The organism is Pseudogracilibacillus sp. ICA-222130, assembly GCF_037892545.1.
Lineage (GTDB): Bacteria > Bacillota > Bacilli > Bacillales > Amphibacillaceae > Pseudogracilibacillus.
In genome coordinates, this window is sequence record NZ_JBBKBG010000019.1 from 13719 (window position 1) to 32794 (window position 19076).

The following is a 19076-nucleotide window of genomic DNA, read 5'->3' on the forward strand; positions in this document are numbered from 1 at the left end:
TCAGAGGATTGGGAGAGAAAAAAATGAGTATTGATTATTTAGATCATCCGAAAGATGAGAAAAAGTTAAGAAGGTTTCAACGTAAAGTAACAATTGTATCCGCTGGTGGAACATTTTTAGATGGATTTGACTTAACGATTATCGCGGTTGCGATGCCGTTAATTATTCAACAATGGGGGATTACTCCTTTAGAACAAAGTATTTTAGTTGCTTCAGCAATCATCGGTTCATTTATAGGAGCAGCTTGGTTAGGGAAATTAACCGATACATTTGGTCGTAAGAAAATGATTACCATCGATTTATTCGCTTTCGTTATTTTTGCGATTTTAACTGCGGTTGCACCGAATGTCATTTGGTTAATTATATTTAGGTTTTTACTCGGAGTTGGAGTTGGTGCCGATTATCCGATATCCGCAACCTTAGTAGCAGAGTTTAGTTCAACGAAAAATCGTGGTCGTCAAGGTACATTCCTTGCAATGATGTGGTTTGTCGGAGCTGTTACGGCATATATTTCAGGGGTTTTATTATTACCGCTTGGTGAATCAGCATGGCGCTGGATGTTTTTATTAGGAGCTCTTTTTGCATTAATTATCTTTATTTTCCGTATTGGTTTACCAGAATCACCTAGATGGCTAGCATCGCATGGAAGACAAGAAGAGGCACAACAAATCATTTATGATTTAACCGGAAATAGAGTAGAAATTAAACCAGAACCACAACGAAAAGTTAAAATCAGCTATTTATTCTCACCAAAATTAAGAAGACGTACCATTTTTGTAACTGGTTTTTGGTTCTGTTATGCGACAGCATATTATGGAATTTCAATGTATACTCCGACCATTTTATCGGCGTTTACAGAAGGTTCACAACAGGCGACATATATTGCCTCATCCATCGTTAGTATTATCGGTTTAATCGGTGCATTCATCGGTATGAACTTAGTAGAAAATTGGGGGAGACGTCCATTATTAATTACATCTTTTGCAGGTTTAACGACAGCATTAGTTATTTTAACGATTAACTCTCAGCCAACTTTAACTTTCTTAGTAGTTTTATTTAGTGTAGCAGTTTTATTCTCTAATATGGGTGGAGGTATTTTAAATTTCGTATATCCGACAGAATTATTCCCAACGAATATTCGTGCTGGGGCATCAGGATTTGCGACATCTGTAAGTAGAATTGGATCCATTTTAGGGGTATTAGTATTCCCTAACTTAGTTGCAGCTTGGGGGAATAGTGCTGCCTTAGGGTTCTTTGCATTTATTGGGTTTTCTGGATTGATGATAACAATCTTTTTAGCGCCTGAGACAAAAGGACAAAGATTGGAAGATATTAACGACGAATCATTTGTAGAGGGGAAATAAAAATGAATAAATGGCTTAGTATATGGGGTATTAAACAAGATGCTACTGCGGAAGATTTTATGAAAATAAAAGAGGCAGGTTTTGTAGGGGTAGAAGTTTGGCCAGAACATAAACATGCGGTACAACATTTGGAGTATGCGCAACAAAATGGCTTAGATATTGGCCTTCATTTACCGTTCCATGATTTAAACTTAGCTTCTCCTTTCCAAGCGGTAGAAGATTTAATTTTTGAGGAAAATTTAACATGGTTTAAATTATTGCAAAAATATAATGGAGGACATGCAGTCATCCATGGTGGTTCTGCCATGGCTTCTGAATATCGCAAAGAAGCAGAGGCTTTATTGATCAAACGTTTAAGTATACAACGTGCGATTGCGCGTGAACACGGTGTAGAGTTATTGTTTGAAAATCAAATACCAGATGGATTAAATTACATGCATATTTTTCCATCGTCTGTGGAAGAGTGGGTGTCTATTTTACATGAAACGAATACGAAAGCATGTTTAGATACAGGGCATTTAGCTGTTCTAGGCGCTGATTTACGCGAAACCATTGAAAAACTAGGCGATAAATTAGTATCGGTTCATTTATCGGATAATGATGCTAAAAGTGACTTACACTTAATGCCAGGTGATGGAAACAATACATCAGAAGGATTAGAGGGGATTTTACAAGCGAATGGTTATACAGGACCTGTTGTATTTGAAATTAATCCATATAAATATACGTTAGAGGAAATTTTGCAACATCCTTCTGTTAAAGCATAATATCGTCACCCAATATATGATGCATATATAAAAACCATTCCCCATATACTATAAGGAAAATAGGGGGATTGAGCATGGAACTATTGTCAATAGATGTAGAATTAATTGTAAAACTAATTATATCGGCCCTTTTTGGTTTAATTATTGGGATTGAACGAGAATTGAAGAAAAAACCACTCGGTTTGAAAACGAGTCTTGTTATTTCCATTATTAGTTGTTTAATAACAATTGTCTCCATTGAATCTGCATATGTTTTTCCTGGTAATGATGCAACAGAAATTAGAATGGATCCACTGCGTCTAGCTGCCCAAATTGTATCTGGAATTGGGTTTCTAGGTGCAGGGGTCATTTTAAGAAGAGATAATGATCGTATTTCGGGTTTAACGACTGCAGCGATGATTTGGGGAGCGGCAGGAATTGGAATTGCAGTTGGAGCAGGATTTTATATAGAGGCAACCGTCGGTGTACTTTTACTAATGATTAGTGTAGAAATCATTCCATTGATCATCACGAAAATTGGCCCGAAAAAGTTGTGGAAAAAAGATGTGAAAATAAAAGTCGTTGTCAATGAATTGGAAAGTGTCGAAAAAATGGTAAAAACATTAAAGTACAAACAGTTTTTTATTTCACATTTACGCGTAAAAGAGTTATTAGAGGAAAAAGCACATTTAATTGAAGTACGTGTCAAAATACAAGCGCAAATGGATGTCACAAAAGTATATACATCCCTGAAAGAAATGGAAGATGTAAAAAAGGTAGAAATCATTAGTTAATGTGGAGTTGGGGGAGAATTTTTTGAGTAGAGGTTATATTTTTGATTTGGATGGGACGATTTATTTAGATGATGCGATGATCGATGGAGCAAATGAAGCAATTGCGACATTAAAGCAACGTGGAGACCGCGTCATTTTTTTAACGAATAAATCGATTTCAACACGTCATGAATATGTAGAAAAATTAAATCGTATGGGAATTGATGCAGTATTAGATGAAGTTATTAATTCTAATTTTATTACTGCAAAATATTTATTAACAAAATTAGGTGAAAATGAACGTGTCTATGTGATCGGTGAACAACCATTATTGGATGAATTAATAGAAGCGAATGTACCGATGACAGAAAATGCATTAGAAGCAGCTTATGTTGTTATCGGATGGGATCGTCAATTTACATATGCAAAAATTAATGATGCATTTCAAGCATGGAAAAACGGTGCAAAAGTGATTGCGACAAACCCTGATAAAACTTGTCCTGTTGTAGGGGGCGAATTACCAGATTGTGCCGCAATGATTGGAGCATTAGAGGCTGTGACGGGAGAACCAATTGAGCTTGTCGTTGGAAAACCGTCAGCATTTATGGCAAATTATGTTGTAACGGACGTGCTTCAGATGACTCCTAATAATTGTTATATGGTCGGGGATCGACTAGAGACAGACATTAAAATGGCAAATGATGCAAATATTAATTCTGTTCTTGTAATGACTGGTATTACAACCGAAGAGATGTTACAACAAACTTCGAATAAACCTGATTTTGTGTTACAAAGTGTAAAAGATATCGGGACATTATAAGTCTAATTCCCACATTTTTGGATTACCAGATGAAATAGCTAGAGCCCCAGATTGTAATGCTTCGAGCACTTCCGACTCATTGTTGATTAGCCCACCGGAAATAATAGGATAAGGCAATTTTCTCGCTAATCGATCAATTACTTTAGGGATCACTCCGGGCATTACTTCCACTGCATCAGGGGAACTTGAGTTGACCATTTCTATTCCTTTTGATACAGCATTACCATCTAATAAAAATATACGTTGGACTGTCATTAATCCTAAGTCTTTCGCATGTTTTATTAGGTGGTTTTTTGTTGTAATGATACCTGTCGGTTTCCATTGCTTTGCGACAAATTCTAAGGCGCTTTTTGAATTCGATAATCCATCAATGAATTCTAAGTGGATAAATATTTCCTTATTTACTGCGCGAAGTTTTTTAATATAATGTTCCATCGTTGTTAAATTCCCAGTAATTAAAAAAACGATATTCGGTTTGCACTGAATCGCAGTTTCTAAGTCCTTTTCTTTTCGAACAGATGCAATGATTTGTGAGTCAACCATGTCTACAAAATTCATATTGAATGTTCTCCTAACTTTATGTTAACGTTGCTATAAGATATAATTTTTCTTGCTAATTATAGCATACACTTAGTGGAAATTAAATAATCAGTCGTGAAAAAACTATTGGCGATGATTGATACATCACGGTTTTGTCAGGATTGAAAATGAAGGAAGTGATTCAAACTTTGAAAGATAGTTTTGATGAGCGTACATTTCATAAGTGGTGTAATAGGGGCGTAAAATGTATAGGAGTTGTTTACGGGTTTATGAAGCGGAATCATCTTCATGTGTATGTCGAAATGACTTCTATGTGAAAAGTATATCACGCTTCAAAACCTCTATTTTCACCAAGTTTTGGAAGCGTTTTAGATAAAAAGAATTTATTGGAAGATTCACAAAATTGGAACATATGAAAACGTTGATTTGACAGCGTTTGTAGACGTTTTTTAAAAGGATAATTAATTGCAATAATAGATAGAAATTTCTTATAATGAAAGAGTTATATATTTTAGATCTCTTAGGAGGGTTTATATTGAAGAAAAAAGGATTGCTACAACGGTCCTTAGATAGAGTAGAGATTATCGGGAATAAATTACCACATCCAGTTACTCTTTTTGCTATATTGGCGTTGTTAGTATTAGTATTATCTGCTATCATTTCTCAGTTCGGAATTAGTGTAGAGCACCCTGGTGAAGCAGGAGAAATGGTAGAAGTGACGAATCTATTGAATCGAGAAGGTATACAACATATTTTCTTATCCATAACGGATAATTTCATCAACTTCGCACCACTAGGAATCGTATTAGTAACGATGCTAGGGATTGGGATTGCGGAGAGTACGGGATTAATTAGTGCGTTATTACGCGGTTTCGTATTATCTGTGCCGAAACAATTAATCACAGCAGCATTAGTGTTTGCAGGGGTTATGTCAAGTGTGGCATCAGATGCAGGGTATGTTGTATTACCACCACTTGGGGCAGTAATTTTTGCAGGTTTAGGTCGACACCCATTAGCAGGACTTGCAGCAGCATTTGCAGGGGTTTCAGGAGGATTTAGTGCGAACTTAATTTTAACATCACTTGATCCATTATTAGCTGGAATGACAATGGATGCAGTTATGATGGTGGACCCGGCATATGCAGAAACAATGAACGTTGCAATGAACTTATACTTTATTATCGTTTCTGTATTTTTATTAACATTAGTCGGTTGGTTTGTTACAGAAAAAATTGTGGAACCACGTTTAGGCACATATTCTGGAGAATATCGTGAAAAATTAGAAGGGTTAAATCCAGTTGAGAAAAAAGGTTTAACTTGGGCAGGAGTTTCCGTGGCGATAGTTTTAATTGGGGTTGCATTACTCGTTATTCCGGAAAACGCGCCACTTCGCGCAATAGATGATGGTTCAGGAGACTTTACACTAATGGATTCACTTGCACCGTTTATGAGTGCGCTAGTACCAATTATTGCGTTATTATTTTTTGTACCAGGTTTAGTTTACGGAATGGCTACGAAGGAAATAAAAAATGATAAAGATGTTGCAGATGCATTAGCAAAAACGATGGCAACAATGGGGACATTCATTGTTCTATCTTTCACTGCAGGACAATTCGTTGCATTTTTTGCCGATAGTAATATGGGATTAATAGTGGGAGTCTTTGGGGCTAACTTTTTAGAAAGTATTAAATTAACTGGTATTCCATTATTACTCGTGTTTATTTTAATTTGTGCTGTGATCAACTTATTTATCGGAAGTGCTTCAGCGAAATGGGCCATGATGGCACCAATTTTCGTTCCGATTATGATGCAATTGGGTTATTCACCGGAAGTAACTCAAATGGCTTATCGTATCGCTGACTCATCAACGAATATGATTACACCATTAATGACCTATTTTGCTTTAATTATCGCATTTGCTCAAAAATACGATAAGAAAATGGGAATTGGTACAATGATATCTGTTATGATTCCTTATTCGATGTTCTTCTTAATATTCTGGACAATTTTACTTGTTGTTTGGATTTTATTAGGAATCGATTTAGGGCCAGGTTCACCGATTTTATATCCTTAATAAGCAAAAAGGGTTTTGGATAAAAATGAAAGAAAACAAAAAAGGAGTTTCAGTAAATTTATTTTTACTGAGACTCTTTTTTGTCGCATACGTTAAATGGTTATATATTTCCGATATACGAAGACAAGCATTCATGAATAAAATAATAAAGGTATTGAATCGCGTTGCCTATGGGGACCGAAATTTTCATAACGTTAAAAAGGGAATCATTTTACATGTTAAATGAAGATCTATCATTCAGAAAAAAGAAACCTCCTTCGTGGCATAAGCCACAAAGGAGGGGAAGATAATCGCGTTTTTACATAGATAATTTATATCGTAAGCGATTTGACTAACTATATATGAAACGCTTTTAAGACCCTTTTACTAATTTTCCACGAATTTTATTGGAAGCAAATTCTATAATTAACACTAAAACGACTAATCCTATTAAAATTGCTCCAACTTGGTCCCATTTATATGAACGCATTGCGAATATTAATGGGGCACCAATTCCTCCGGCTCCAACTAAACCTAATGTTGCAGCATCACGTAAATTAATATCGAAACGGTAAATTGTCACCGATAAAAATATCGCAAATAATTGTGGTAAAATACCGTAGCGAATCTTTTCAAATGTCGTACACCCAATGGAAGTCATCGATTCTAATACTTTCACATCTAATTCTTCAATGGCATCTACGAATAACTTGGATAACATTCCGATGGATGTTAACCCAATTGTTAGAACACCTGCAAACGGCCCAGGTCCTGTCACACGAATAAACATCAGTCCATATACTAAGGCTGGAATGGTACGGATAATAATTAAAATTAATCTCGTTAACCATGCAACTGGTTTTGGTACAAGGGTAGATGCAGATAAAAAGGCGAATGGTACGGATAAAAATGCACCAATAATTGTCCCTAGAAAAGCAATTGCTAATGTTTCAACGAGTAAATATGGGATACTTTCCTTTGAAAAATTAAATAAACTTAAATCTGGATGAAACAAACCAGAAATAATTCCTTTTGCAACTTGTATTCCTTTTTGGTCCACATTTTCAAATGTTATGGATGTGATAGACCAAACAAATAAAGCAATGACAATAAATGTAATCGTAAAAATATATCCGGTATGGCGTGGTGCTTGTTTTAATTGTTGTTCTAATGTAGACATATGGTAAACTCCTTTAAATTAACTTTTTCCTGAAGTGTTCACTAATTCTTTCAATAATGAAGACTGTAATAACGAGCGCGAAAATAATCATTCCAACACTTGGATAGTCGCGCCATCCTAGTCCTTCATTAATGAGTAATCCTACACCACCAGCACCAACATACCCTAAAATAGCTGCATATCGAACATTTCCCTCAAAACAGAATAATGACTGTGAGAGATAACTAGGTAAAACTTGTGAAAATACTGCATATCTAAATGCTTGAATACGTGTCATTCCTAATGCTTCCATTGCTTCAAAAGCGCCCATCTCCACATTTTCTATTGCTTCATATAATAATTTCCCGACATACGAGATTGTAAATAACATAATTGCAATAGTACCAGCTGTAGGCCCTAATCCAAAAATGAATGTTGCAATTAAAGCAGATACTAATGTTGGTAATGTACGTAACAAGCTTAAAATAAATTTCGTAGTTGTGACAATGAATTTATTATTAATGATATTTGCGGATGCAAGAATTGCAGCAGGTAATGCGATAATCGCTCCGATAAATGAACCTAAAAAACTCATTTTTAATGTATCAAATAAAGGCTTCCAAACTTTTGGCATAAAGCTCCAATCAGGTGGAATCATATCTCCTACAATAAAGAAAAATTCTCCAATACGCGTAAATAACACTGTAAAATTAAAATTCGTAAATTTATACGAAAAAATCGCAGCAATGATGATTAATAAAGTAATAAGCGGTGCTTTAGATCTTTTTTGTGATACGACTTTTCCATTTGGCAAGGCAATTTCTCTAGGAGGAAAAATTTTATCATACATATTATTCAGTCTCCTCTAATGCAGCTTGTATTTCTTCTGTTTTCCCACCATAAATTTCATCTAATACGTCTTGGGTAACTTCTTTCGTAGGACCATCATAAACGATTTGTCCTTTACGAATCCCAATGATTCTGTCTGCATATTCTAAAGCGACTTCAACGTGGTGGATGTTTAATAAAACGGAAATGTTTGTTTCTTTATTAATGCGTTTAAAGTCATCCATGACGACCTTTGCTGTGACTGGATCTAATGATGCAATAGGCTCGTCCGCTAAAATGATGTCAGGGTTTTGTGCTAATGTTCTTGCTAATGCAACACGTTGTTGTTGTCCACCAGATAATTGATCACAACGGACAAATGCTTTATCTAAAATACCGACTTTATCTAATGCTTCTAGTGCTTTTATTTTATGTTCCTCTTTGACAATACCTGTTATTTTACGCCAATAAGGTAAGTCTGGAACGAATGATACGATAACGTTTTTTAATACAGTCGTTCTCGTTACTAAGTTAAAAGATTGGAAGATCATCCCGATTCGTCTTCTAAAGCGACGTACTTCCTTTCCTCTTAATTTAGATACGTCTGTGCCATCTACTAATAATTGTCCACCTGTAATATTATGCATTAAATTGATACATCGAAGTAAAGTAGATTTACCTGCACCTGAAAGCCCGATAATTGCAACGAACTCCCCTTGATTAATGGTTAAATTGACATTCGATAATCCTTTTGTGCCATTATCGTATTGCTTTTCGACATTTATAAACTCAATCATAGTTATTCTCCAATCATTTCGAAGTCATTTTTTTGGCCATCATGAATATGATGATAGATAAGAATAGATAATTAAAGACGATATCGACCCAGTATTGGGTCAATAACGTCTTTTTGTTTTTATTTCATGTCACGGATTAATTGCTGAGCTTCTCTTTCTGTCTCATAATCTTCGCTAGTAGCTTCTTGGTATCCTTCGTGACTATAAATAGAAATTACTTCTTTACCTTCTTCTGTTTCAGCAATGTTGATGAATGCTTTTTGTAAAGCAGCTTTTAACTCATCATCCATAATGTCAGAGTTTTTACTTACACTAATTGTATCGTTGTAAATTCCATCTGTAACTCCAATAACATTTGTATCTTCCCAAATATCATTTTTACCATCGAATTTACTTTCCCAATCTTCTGCATAGTCTCTTCTAGCGTCTGCGAATGCAACTAATACGTCTGTTTGTTCAGCAGCTAAACGTGCGAAAGAACTTCCGTATGAATCTGATTGTACAACACTATCTAAATCAGTAATTGATTTGTCGTAGTTTTCTAATAACCATAAAACTGGGTAAATATATCCTGCAGATGAAGAAGATCCCATTACAGACCAGTTGGCGCTATTTAAGTCTTCCCATGTTAGCTCTTCGCCTTTATTTACTTTTTCAGCTAATTCTTGTCCTTTTTCAGATGGACCAGCGATGAATAAAGAACGGTAGTATGTAGCTTGTTCATCTGTTCCTTCTGTCGGTTTGTTATCGTTCCAGTCTTTTGCATCTTCTGAATCATTGTTTAATCCTGCACGTGTAGAAGTTAAGATAACTTCTGCTCCATCATCATAAAGTACGAATGTACCTCCAGGAACTAATCCAACATCAGTCGTACCAGCTGATAATGCTTCCCCAACTGCTTCATATGTAGTCCCTACAGAAATATCTACATTATTTACTGTAATACCTTCTTTTTCAAGCTCTTTTTTTAATAAATCTTTTAATGGTTCTGTTGCTGTAATAATTTCGTCAGGGTCTTTTGATGGTACGAAACCAATTTTTAATTCATCGATTTCCTTTCCTTCACCACTTCCATTGCTGTTACTTGCATCATCGTTATTCGATCCACAGGCAGCTAAAATACCAATTGATAAAATCATTACGGCAAACAACATAAAACGTTTTAACATATGTGTATCTCCTTTTTGTAAATTATTATGCTCGAACTTTTATTATAAATTAAAATAGATTTCATGAATACCCCTTTTCTATAAGTCTTTACAAAGAATTAAATAAGATGTCCTATTTACGTTAAATGAGATATGCTTATTTGTATTAGTGCCTAAAATAGTATAACACATATCGGGCGTAATGAAATAAAAATATTAAAATAAAATCCGTTCAAGTTTCAATTGTTGTTTGTTATACTTTAAACATACAAAAGTGAATGACTCTTAGGAAGAATGAAGGAAGGATCAATAGCTATGACAATACATGAATTAGTTTTATTAGAAACGAGTGACATACATGGAAATGTGTTTCCAATTCAATATGGAACGAATGGACATGCAGACTTAGGCATTGCAAAAATTGCAACAATCATTCAAGAAGAAAGAAAAAAACATGAAGCTTTATTATTGATCGATAATGGCGATTTAATTCAGGGGACACCTTTAACATATCATTATGCAAAATATGAGCAACATTTACGAAACCCAATGATTCAAGTGACGAATGAATTAAACTATGATGCCAATATTTTAGGGAACCATGAATTCAACTATGGAAAAGATTTATTACAACGGGCAATTGATGAATCGAATTATCCTTGGCTTTCTGCAAATATTGTGGATGAAAAAACAAAGGAACCATATTATGGGAATCCTTATATGGTAAAAGAAGTGGCAGATGGAATTCGTGTTGGTATTTTAGGATTAACGACAGATTATATTCCGAATTGGGAGAAAGAAGAACATATTTCTGGAATGCAATTTTTAAATCCAGTTGACGTAGCGAAAAAATGGGTGTCTTATTTAAAAGAGGTAGAACAGGTGCATGTTGTCGTCGTAGCTTATCATGGCGGGTTTGAACGTGATTTACAAACAGGAGAACCAACAGAAGCATTAACCGGGGAAAATAGAGGGTACGAATTATGTATGGAGTTACCTGAAATAGATGTGTTATTAACCGGTCATCAACATCGTGAAATTGAAAATGAAATTGTGAATGGTGTATTAGTAGTACAACCGGGTTCACAAGGAAAAGCTTTAGGAAAAGTAATATTACAAATTGAGAAAAATGGTTCGGATTATGCTGTCGTACAAAAAGAGTCAAGCTTGCTTTTTGTTGATGGTGTCGAGGCAGATGATCGTATATTAGAACTTATTACACCGTATGAAAATAGTACTCAAGAATGGTTAGATCAACCAATTGGACATATTGAGGGAGATATGCTAGTTCATGATCCGATGCAAATACGGTTAAAAGATAGTCCTTTGATTGATTTTTTAAATAGAGTACAAATGGATGTTGCTGATGTGGATGTGTCTTGCACGGCTTTATTTGATAATTTAGCACCAGGATTTCCAAAAGATGTGACGATGCGAAGTGTTGTCAGTAACTATATTTATCCAAATACGTTAGTCGTCATAGAAGCAACTGGGAAAGTTATAAAGGAAGCATTAGAATTATCAGCTACTTATTTTGTCAAAAACGATGCCGGGGATATTGTTGTGAATGATCGATTCTTATATCCAAAACCTCAACATTTTAATTATGATATGTGGGATGGGATTGAATATGAAATAGATGTATCGAAAGAAGAAGGAAAACGGATTACAAAGTTATTATATAAAGGTCATCCATTACAAGCTAACGATAAATTGCATGTTGTAATGAATAATTATCGTGCGAGTGGTGGTGGGAACTATATGATGTTTAAATCTTGTCCAGTTGTGAAGGAAATTCCGATTGATGTATCGGAAATTATTGCAAATTATATTTTACGATATAAAGTAATCGAAGCGACTGTCAATCATAATTGGCATGTTATTGGTTAATTATTTAAATGATTGGTCATAAATAGTATTTACTTATAAAAACTCGGTCCTGTTTATTACTAAAAGATAAACAGGACCGAGTTTCATTCTCTTTTATAGTTCACTTAGTTTAATATGTTTATTTTGAATGTAATAGAGGAATATAAAGAGTGATTCTAGTATATAAGGAGTGGTGATCCATTGGAGTGAAATTGAAACGAATTTATGATGATGCGACAAAGGATGATGGTGTACGCATATTAGTTGATCGTGTATGGCCACGTGGTGTTTCAAAGAAGAAGGCGAATTTGGATGAATGGATGAAAGAAATCGGTCCCTCAAAAGAATTACGCAAATGGTTCAACCATGAAGTAGATAAATTTGCTATATTTAAGAAAAAGTACGAAAAAGAGTTACAATCTGGAGCACAAAAAGCTAATTATGACCAATTGAAACAAATGCAAAAAGAGAATAATACGATCACATTATTGTTTAGTGCAAAGGATGAAACACACAACCAAGCGGTTGTCATAAAAGAAATGTTAGAAAAACATACGTAAAAGGAGTGGAATGAATTGGTAAAATGGAATATTGATGGAAGCCATACGAGTGTAGGTTTTGAAGTGAAACATATGATGGTGTCAAAAGTACGTGGACGTTTTGGGGAATTTACCGGAACGATTGATGGAGACCCAGCAGATTTAGCGAATTGTACTATTACGTTTGACATAGATGTCAGTTCAATTGACACATCAAATGAGGACCGTGATAACCATTTACGGTCTCCAGACTTTTTTGAAGTAGATAAATATCCAAAAATAAATTTTGCCTCGAAAAAAATCGTGCAAACAGCCGAGGATGAATTCGATATTATCGGTGATATTACGATGAAGGGTGTTACAAAGGAAATAACATTTGCAGCAGAATTTGAAGGAAAAGCAGTAGACCCATGGGGGCAAGAAGTTGCTGGATTTGCTGTTAGAGGAGCCTTAAATCGAAAAGACTTTGGTCTTACATGGAACCAAGCGTTAGAAGCTGGCGGGGTACTCGTTGGTGATAAAATCAAAATTTCTATCGATGTCGAGGCAAATCCTGCAAAAGAGGCATAAAATATAGTTCGGATAAACGTACGGACCCTTTGAGGGTTCGTGCTTTTTTTATGGGAGAAAACAGGACGAATTAGTAAGGGGAAGTGATTTTTATTCGTTTCATTCATTTCTTTTCCTCCTTATATGTTCCGAAACATTGGCTCCTTTCGTTGCTTCATAAAAATTCCTTGCGTCCATGTACATAGGGTTCATCCCAATACTTGTAATCAACAGGAATATTTACGACCAAAATAAAATAAACCTATACTTTCTACAAGTTATCCGCGATTGTCTCATTGACTTTTTTATCAAAATTGTTTATAATCTAATTAATGAACATATGAACAATTTCTCATATATTCAACTAAAGATGAAATGAGGATATATATGGCGAACGAACAAATAGAAATGTTAGATGAACTTTTAGAGGAAGATGTCGTTAATTTTTTCAAAGCTATCGCCAATAAAGGGCGAATTAAAATATTATATGCTTTAAAACAACATTCGTTAACAGTAACAGAGATTAGTGAACATGTTGGGATGAGTCAAAGTGCTGTATCACACCATTTGAAAGATTTAAAAATGGCTAGACTTGTTTCGAACAAGAAAGAAGGGAGAAAAGTTATCTATCATTTAGATGATGAACACGTACATGATTTATTTGATACAGCAATAGAACACGTAAAGGAGATATACAATTATGAGTAATTGCGGGCACGACCATAATCATAGTCATGATGGAAATAAAGAAGTTATCTTATTTTTTGTTGGGATCGTTGCGTTTTTTGTGGCACTTTTTGTGAGTCCAGTTATTTTTAAAAATAGTTTATTCGTCGTCTCGATTATATTATCTGGTTACCATATTATTATGGAAGGATTTATTGATACGTATAAGCAATCAATAAAAAAGAAAAAATTCATACCAAATGTCCATATTTTAATGACATTGGCAGCAATTGGAGCAGTCATTATCGGTGACTTTATGGAAGCCGCATTGCTTATTTTAATTTTTGCTGGGGCGCATTTTTTAGAACATTATGCAGAAAGTAAAAGTAATAAAGAAATTACGAATTTATTACAATTAAACCCGACGAATGCTCGACGCATAAAGCCAGATGGTGAAATAGAAATCGTTGATGTGGCAGATTTAACTATAGGAGATCAATTATCTATTTTAAATGGAGATCAAATCCCAACAGATGGCGTTGTAGTTTCAGGGGAAAGTGCTGTAGATCAAGCGGCGATAACTGGTGAGAGTATTCCTGTCGAGAAAAAAGCAGGAGATACATTGTTTGGTAGTACGATAAATGGAACAGGCACGATGATCATGGAAGTGACGAAGGATAGTTCTGAAACAGTCATTTCACAAATTATCGAAATGGTAACCCAAGCACAAACGAATATCTCTCGTACAGCTGCTTTAATTAAGCGTATTGAACCAGTTTATGTATCCATTGTACTCGTATTAACACCGTTATTTTATTTATTAGGTTTCTACGTATTTGGTTGGTCGAGCTATGAGAGTTTTTATCGTACAATGGTATTTTTAATTGCAACATCGCCATGTGCACTTGCGGTAACAGATATTCCAGCAACATTATCGGCGATTAGTAATTTAGCAAAACGTGGAGTTTTATTTAAAGGTGGTTCTTATTTATCGAATTTATCAGATTTAAATGCAGTAGCGTTTGATAAAACAGGGACATTAACGACAGGAAAACCTGTTGTAACGGAAACATATTTCTCCACTGAAATAATCGAAGCAGACCGAAATACATTTGAACGTGTCATTGTATCCATGGAAAGTAAATCCAACCACCCGTTAGCACAAGCGATAATAGAGCATTATGACACGATTACTCCAGATGAAATGGAAGTAGAAAATGTAATCGGCATTGGACTTGTCGGAACATTAAATGGACAAACGTACAAAATAGGAAAACCAACATCTTATCATGTTATCCCAACAGATATTCAACAACAAACAGAGCAATTTGAACATGAAGGAAAAACGGTTGTTTACTTCGGGACAGATGATAAAGTATTAGGGTTAATTGCCATTCAAGATGTACCGAAAGAAACATCGAAAGCAGCAATTGAATATTTTAAATCTGAAGGTATCCATACAGTGATGTTAACGGGAGATGCGAAACGTACGGGTGAGGCAATTGGACGTAAGTTAGGTTTAGATGAAGTACGTGGAAATATTATGCCAGAAGAAAAAGCAGCAATGATTACAGATTTGAAAAAGGATTATCCAGTAATGGCGATGGTTGGAGATGGTGTAAATGACGCTCCAGCACTTGTGACAGCAGATATTGGTGTCGCGATGGGAGAAGGAACAGATATTGCCATTGATGTGGCGGATGCAGTTCTCATGAAAAATGATTTAACTCGCTTTTCATATACACATAAAATTGCGAAAAAATTACGTAAAATTGTTTGGCAAAATATTTTTATGGCGCTTACTATTGTCGTATTGCTCGTTGTTTTAAATATTACAGGAAATATGAATATGACATTTGCAGTTATCATTCATGAAGGTAGCACATTACTCGTTATTTTAAATGGTTTGCGTATGTTAACAGGTGTTAGAGAATAACTGAATAGTGGATAAAGATCCTTGAAATATAAACGGGTAGTTTTATATATGATGTTAGAAATGTACAGATCTTTTGCTTGGATAGTCGTGAAGCCTCTTTCTACTTTTGTAAAAGGTGGTTAGGTAAGACAACATCCAGCTGAAGTTTCTGTACATTTTTTGCACCCATTCGAGTTCGTATGCTTATGTTGGGTAATTCTGTGTCATGTAAAAGTTTATGAAACGCATTGGTTTTACGTAAAAACGTATATCGTGCATGTCGATGTCGTAAGTGAATTTTTTGTCATGATCGGTTGGACCACTTTGCTAGCAAGAGAGCGTTTAAACGCCGTGATTGCAACCTTATGAGATGTATCTCGAGGTTGCTTTTTTCATTAATTCAGCCCCATTTTCATAACTCTTCATTGCAATAGTTTGTCCTCAGTGAAAGAAATCTCTCCTTCATAAAAGAAATGTAGCATAATTTTTTGTTGAATAGGACATGGTATACTTAGGAGGAGTGTAACGATGAAAAATGATGAACAAACGGCGTATTGGCTTCAGTCGGTAGCTATTCTAACATATCCGACTTTAACGAAAAATATGGAAACAGATGTATGTGTCGTAGGAGCGGGAATTACGGGGATAACGACGGCGTATTTACTTGCAAAGGAAGGATTATCTGTAGTTCTCGTAGAAGCGAATAACGTATTACACGGAACGACAGGACATACCTCGGCAAAGGTAACTGCACAACATGGGTTAATTTACAATAAACTACTGAAATCTATCGGTAAAAATGAAGCTCGTCTATACTATGAAGCAAATAAAAATGCATTAAAATGGATGAGAAAAATAGTAGAAGAAGAAAAAATAAATTGTGAATGGCGTGATGAAACAGCATATCTTTATGCGATGACAGAAAAAGGCGAAAAAGACATTGAAGATGAATATGCCGCATATGAACAATTACATATAAAGGGAGAGCTGACGAAAGATATTCCAATATCCCTTCCAATTAAAAATGCTTTAAAATTATCAGGACAAGGGCAATTTCATCCGGTAAAATATTGTCTACATTTATTAAAAGCGTTCGAAAAACTTGGTGGTAAAGTTTTTCAGCAGGTTACGGCAGTCAACATAAAATCGGGTGTTCGAGCAGTTTTAGAGACGAAAAATGAAAAAGAAATTGGGGCGAAATATATTGTTTGTGCAACACATTATCCATTTTATGAAGGACTCGGAATGTATGCTATGCGCATGTATGCGGAGCGTTCTTATGTAGTTGCTGCAACATTAAGAGAAAAATATGCTGGAGGTATATATATAAATGCCGAAAAACCAGCTCGTTCCATTCGTCAAACGACAATAGATGGTAAACAAGCAATACTCCTTATTGGTGATGAACATCGTACAGGCGAAGCGGAAGATACATCCGCACATTATCGTCATTTACATACTTTCGGTATGGAACATTTTCATCTTGAGAAAGAAGTGACGAAATGGTCGGCACAAGACTTAACGACTTTAGATGAAATTCCATATGTTGGAAGTATTACACCAAATGAAGAAAATATTTTAATTGCAACAGGTTTTAGGAAGTGGGGTATGACAAATGGAACGGCTGCAGCTCATCTTATAAAGGATATTGTACTTGGAAAAGAAAACAGATTTCGTACATTGTACCAGCCATCTCGGTTTCATGCGACTGCTAGTGTGAAAAATTTCTTAAAACAAAATGTCAATGTCGTTGGGCATTTACTAAAAGGGAAGTTAGAAGTGTTATCAAGTGATATAGAACATTTAGAACCAGATCAGGCGACGGTTATTCGAGAAGGGATGGATCGAAAAGGAGTTTATAAGGATCCATCCGGGAAAGTGCATATAGTCGATACAACTTGTACACATATCGGTTGTGAAGTTGCATGGAATGATGCAGAGAAGAGTTGGGACTGTCCTTGTCATGGGTCACGTTTTGCTTATACAGGGGAAGTATTGGAAGGACCAGCCGAAAAACCACTGCAAACATATGATTACAAAATGATTGATAACATCACTAGTGACGATTCAGGGTATTAACTTGAATCGTCTATTTTTATTCGACAAATTACGAACTTTACAGTATCGGAAAGCAGAAAACATGAATAAGTTGCACGTTCGTTGATATACTGAATAAGGATATATGTTAGTAGGAAGTGTAAAAATGGATTTTTTGCGTAGGAAGTTATCAATCGAACCAGCTGCACCAGCCATTATTATGGCGTTTGGTATATTTTTCATCGGTGCATTTGAATATTTTACGTTTTTAAATCGGAAGGATGACTTTTTTGTTTTACTGTACAGTGTTATTACTTTCATTGTTTTGTTCATGATGATCCTTACATATAGTGAAGCGAATAAAATGAAGGAATTGATGAAACAACCGATTCGTTCCTTTGCATTGGGTACTTGGGTGGCAGCATTATCTGTATTTTGTATCGTCATAAAAATGTACACCGAAACATTTCTTCCATGGTTACAATTTTTGACAGTAGTAAATATGATGTTTCTGTCATGTTTCCTATTCATTTATCTACGTTCTTTTATTTATTTATGTACGACACATAAGACGATCAAAGTAGATGGCATTGTTTTATTATCGACAGTAAGCATTCAATCAGGTGTCTTAATGATATATCATATGTTTGGCTCGTTTGTATTACCGATATTTCCGTGGATGATCGGATTAGGTATGGGCTGTTATATGGTTGGGTTCGTATTGATCATTCGTTCATATGCAAAAATAAATTGGACGTTGGCAGATGATTGGGCAAATACGAATTGTATTATCCATGGGGCTTTATCGATTACTGGTTTAGCAATAGTGATGACAGATGCATTCTCTTTTCGCATTACGTTCTTTGTCTGGGGCGTAACGGTAGTATTTTTCCTATTTATTGAAGGGCTGGAATGTGCCCGTGTATGGAAACGGTATAAACGTTATCGCTTACGTCATGGTTTGTTTAATTATCATGTGACACAATGGTCGCGTAATTTTACATTCGGCATGTTTTTTGCTTTTACATATTCGATGTATGAAAGAGGTTTTTTTCATTCATATGATGCAGTAGAGATTTTTATTGCTGGCTTTTTAAAACTATGGGCTGTCGTTGTCCTTTGTTTATTAATTATTCAAACATTATTGTTCCTGTATGGAAAAAGCGCTACTTTTTTAAAGGGAAACATATTGTAATGGAGGAAGACATATAACAGGTGAAAAAGTACATATATAAAGGATGAAAGCGAAATTTTGTGAAACCATGTTTTTTTT

17 protein-coding genes are annotated in these 19076 nt (G+C 35.1%); 12 read left to right on the plus strand and 5 right to left on the minus strand.

Going from position 1 to position 19076, the window contains the following annotated elements:
* The first annotated feature begins 23 nt into the window (after positions 1-23).
* The 4 genes from WKT09_RS08710 (at position 24) to WKT09_RS08725 (ending at position 3703) form a co-directional block, all read left to right on the plus strand.
* Positions 24-1364: an MFS transporter gene (locus tag WKT09_RS08710; RefSeq protein WP_340415679.1), complete on the plus strand. Its 1341-nt coding sequence runs from the start codon at positions 24-26 to the stop codon at positions 1362-1364.
* Positions 1365-1366: 2 nt separating this feature from the next.
* The gene (locus WKT09_RS08715; protein WP_340415680.1) at positions 1367-2131 is read left to right on the plus strand and encodes a sugar phosphate isomerase/epimerase family protein; all 765 of its coding nucleotides are present in this window, start codon (positions 1367-1369) and stop codon (positions 2129-2131) included.
* 74 nt (positions 2132-2205) lie between these two features.
* Positions 2206-2904, plus strand: a complete 699-nt coding sequence (locus tag WKT09_RS08720; RefSeq protein WP_340415681.1) for an MgtC/SapB family protein — start codon at positions 2206-2208, stop codon at positions 2902-2904.
* Positions 2905-2926: 22 nt separating this feature from the next.
* On the plus strand, positions 2927-3703 hold the full coding sequence (locus WKT09_RS08725) for an HAD-IIA family hydrolase (protein ID WP_340415682.1): 777 nt from the start codon (positions 2927-2929) through the stop codon (positions 3701-3703).
* Here WKT09_RS08725 and WKT09_RS08730 read toward each other — a convergent pair.
* On the minus strand, positions 3698-4261 hold the full coding sequence (locus WKT09_RS08730) for a glycerol-3-phosphate responsive antiterminator (RefSeq protein WP_340415683.1): 564 nt from the start codon (positions 4259-4261) through the stop codon (positions 3698-3700). The genes WKT09_RS08725 and WKT09_RS08730 overlap by 6 nt on opposite strands.
* A gap of 475 nt (positions 4262-4736) precedes the next feature.
* Here WKT09_RS08730 and WKT09_RS08735 point away from each other — a divergent pair, with 475 nt between their 5' ends.
* On the plus strand, positions 4737-6317 hold the full coding sequence (locus tag WKT09_RS08735; protein ID WP_340415684.1) for an AbgT family transporter: 1581 nt from the start codon (positions 4737-4739) through the stop codon (positions 6315-6317).
* Positions 6318-6669: 352 nt separating this feature from the next.
* On the opposite strand, the gene phnE (WKT09_RS08740) is transcribed toward WKT09_RS08735, so the two are convergent.
* From phnE (WKT09_RS08740) to WKT09_RS08755, 4 genes are all read right to left on the minus strand, one after another.
* Complete coding sequence (gene phnE, locus WKT09_RS08740; RefSeq protein WP_340415685.1) at positions 6670-7476, minus strand: phosphonate ABC transporter, permease protein PhnE; 807 nt, start codon at positions 7474-7476, stop codon at positions 6670-6672.
* Positions 7477-7489: 13 nt separating this feature from the next.
* The gene (phnE, locus tag WKT09_RS08745) at positions 7490-8305 is read right to left on the minus strand and encodes a phosphonate ABC transporter, permease protein PhnE (RefSeq protein ID WP_340415686.1); all 816 of its coding nucleotides are present in this window, start codon (positions 8303-8305) and stop codon (positions 7490-7492) included.
* Position 8306: 1 nt separating this feature from the next.
* On the minus strand, positions 8307-9080 hold the full coding sequence (phnC, locus tag WKT09_RS08750; protein WP_340415687.1) for a phosphonate ABC transporter ATP-binding protein: 774 nt from the start codon (positions 9078-9080) through the stop codon (positions 8307-8309).
* Positions 9081-9199: 119 nt separating this feature from the next.
* Positions 9200-10249 carry a phosphate/phosphite/phosphonate ABC transporter substrate-binding protein gene (locus tag WKT09_RS08755; RefSeq protein WP_340415688.1) on the minus strand — a complete coding sequence of 350 codons (1050 nt, stop codon included), beginning with the start codon at positions 10247-10249 and terminating at the stop codon, positions 9200-9202.
* A 294-nt stretch (positions 10250-10543) separates the two neighbouring features.
* Here WKT09_RS08755 and WKT09_RS08760 point away from each other — a divergent pair, with 294 nt between their 5' ends.
* From WKT09_RS08760 to WKT09_RS08790, 7 genes are all read left to right on the plus strand, one after another.
* Positions 10544-12118, plus strand: a complete 1575-nt coding sequence (locus WKT09_RS08760) for a bifunctional metallophosphatase/5'-nucleotidase (RefSeq protein WP_340415689.1) — start codon at positions 10544-10546, stop codon at positions 12116-12118.
* A 179-nt stretch (positions 12119-12297) separates the two neighbouring features.
* A complete protein-coding gene (locus tag WKT09_RS08765) occupies positions 12298-12657 on the plus strand; it encodes a DUF488 domain-containing protein (protein ID WP_340415708.1) in 360 nt (119 codons plus the stop codon).
* A 15-nt stretch (positions 12658-12672) separates the two neighbouring features.
* Complete coding sequence (locus WKT09_RS08770) at positions 12673-13206, plus strand: YceI family protein (RefSeq protein ID WP_340415690.1); 534 nt, start codon at positions 12673-12675, stop codon at positions 13204-13206.
* Positions 13207-13572: 366 nt separating this feature from the next.
* Complete coding sequence (locus WKT09_RS08775) at positions 13573-13893, plus strand: ArsR/SmtB family transcription factor (RefSeq protein ID WP_340415691.1); 321 nt, start codon at positions 13573-13575, stop codon at positions 13891-13893.
* Entirely contained in the window at positions 13886-15787 is a 1902-nt protein-coding gene (locus tag WKT09_RS08780) for a heavy metal translocating P-type ATPase (protein ID WP_340415692.1), read from the plus strand. Before WKT09_RS08775 ends, WKT09_RS08780 begins: the two co-directional genes overlap by 8 nt.
* 507 nt (positions 15788-16294) lie before the next feature.
* Positions 16295-17845, plus strand: coding sequence for an FAD-dependent oxidoreductase (locus WKT09_RS08785; RefSeq protein WP_340415693.1), 1551 nt, complete (start codon positions 16295-16297; stop codon positions 17843-17845).
* Between the two features lie 124 nt (positions 17846-17969).
* Complete coding sequence (locus WKT09_RS08790) at positions 17970-18998, plus strand: hypothetical protein (RefSeq protein WP_340415694.1); 1029 nt, start codon at positions 17970-17972, stop codon at positions 18996-18998.
* The last annotated feature ends 78 nt before the right edge of the window (positions 18999-19076 follow it).

Bases quoted from the DNA above. Each gene is read 5' to 3' on its own strand.
- WKT09_RS08710 (WP_340415679.1), top strand. From the start codon at position 24: ATGAGTATTGATTATTTAGATCATCCGAAAGATGAGAAAAAGTTAAGA.
- WKT09_RS08715 (WP_340415680.1), top strand. From the start codon at position 1,367: ATGAATAAATGGCTTAGTATATGGGGTATTAAACAAGATGCTACTGCG.
- WKT09_RS08720 (WP_340415681.1), top strand. From the start codon at position 2,206: ATGGAACTATTGTCAATAGATGTAGAATTAATTGTAAAACTAATTATA.
- WKT09_RS08730 (WP_340415683.1), bottom strand. From the start codon at position 4,261: ATGAATTTTGTAGACATGGTTGACTCACAAATCATTGCATCTGTTCGA.
- WKT09_RS08735 (WP_340415684.1), top strand. From the start codon at position 4,737: ATGAAAGAGTTATATATTTTAGATCTCTTAGGAGGGTTTATATTGAAG.
- phnE (WP_340415685.1), bottom strand. From the start codon at position 7,476: ATGTCTACATTAGAACAACAATTAAAACAAGCACCACGCCATACCGGA.
- phnE (WP_340415686.1), bottom strand. From the start codon at position 8,305: ATGTATGATAAAATTTTTCCTCCTAGAGAAATTGCCTTGCCAAATGGA.
- phnC (WP_340415687.1), bottom strand. From the start codon at position 9,080: ATGATTGAGTTTATAAATGTCGAAAAGCAATACGATAATGGCACAAAA.
- WKT09_RS08755 (WP_340415688.1), bottom strand. From the start codon at position 10,249: ATGTTAAAACGTTTTATGTTGTTTGCCGTAATGATTTTATCAATTGGT.
- WKT09_RS08760 (WP_340415689.1), top strand. From the start codon at position 10,544: ATGACAATACATGAATTAGTTTTATTAGAAACGAGTGACATACATGGA.
- WKT09_RS08775 (WP_340415691.1), top strand. From the start codon at position 13,573: ATGGCGAACGAACAAATAGAAATGTTAGATGAACTTTTAGAGGAAGAT.
- WKT09_RS08780 (WP_340415692.1), top strand. From the start codon at position 13,886: ATGAGTAATTGCGGGCACGACCATAATCATAGTCATGATGGAAATAAA.
- WKT09_RS08785 (WP_340415693.1), top strand. From the start codon at position 16,295: ATGAAAAATGATGAACAAACGGCGTATTGGCTTCAGTCGGTAGCTATT.
- WKT09_RS08790 (WP_340415694.1), top strand. From the start codon at position 17,970: ATGGATTTTTTGCGTAGGAAGTTATCAATCGAACCAGCTGCACCAGCC.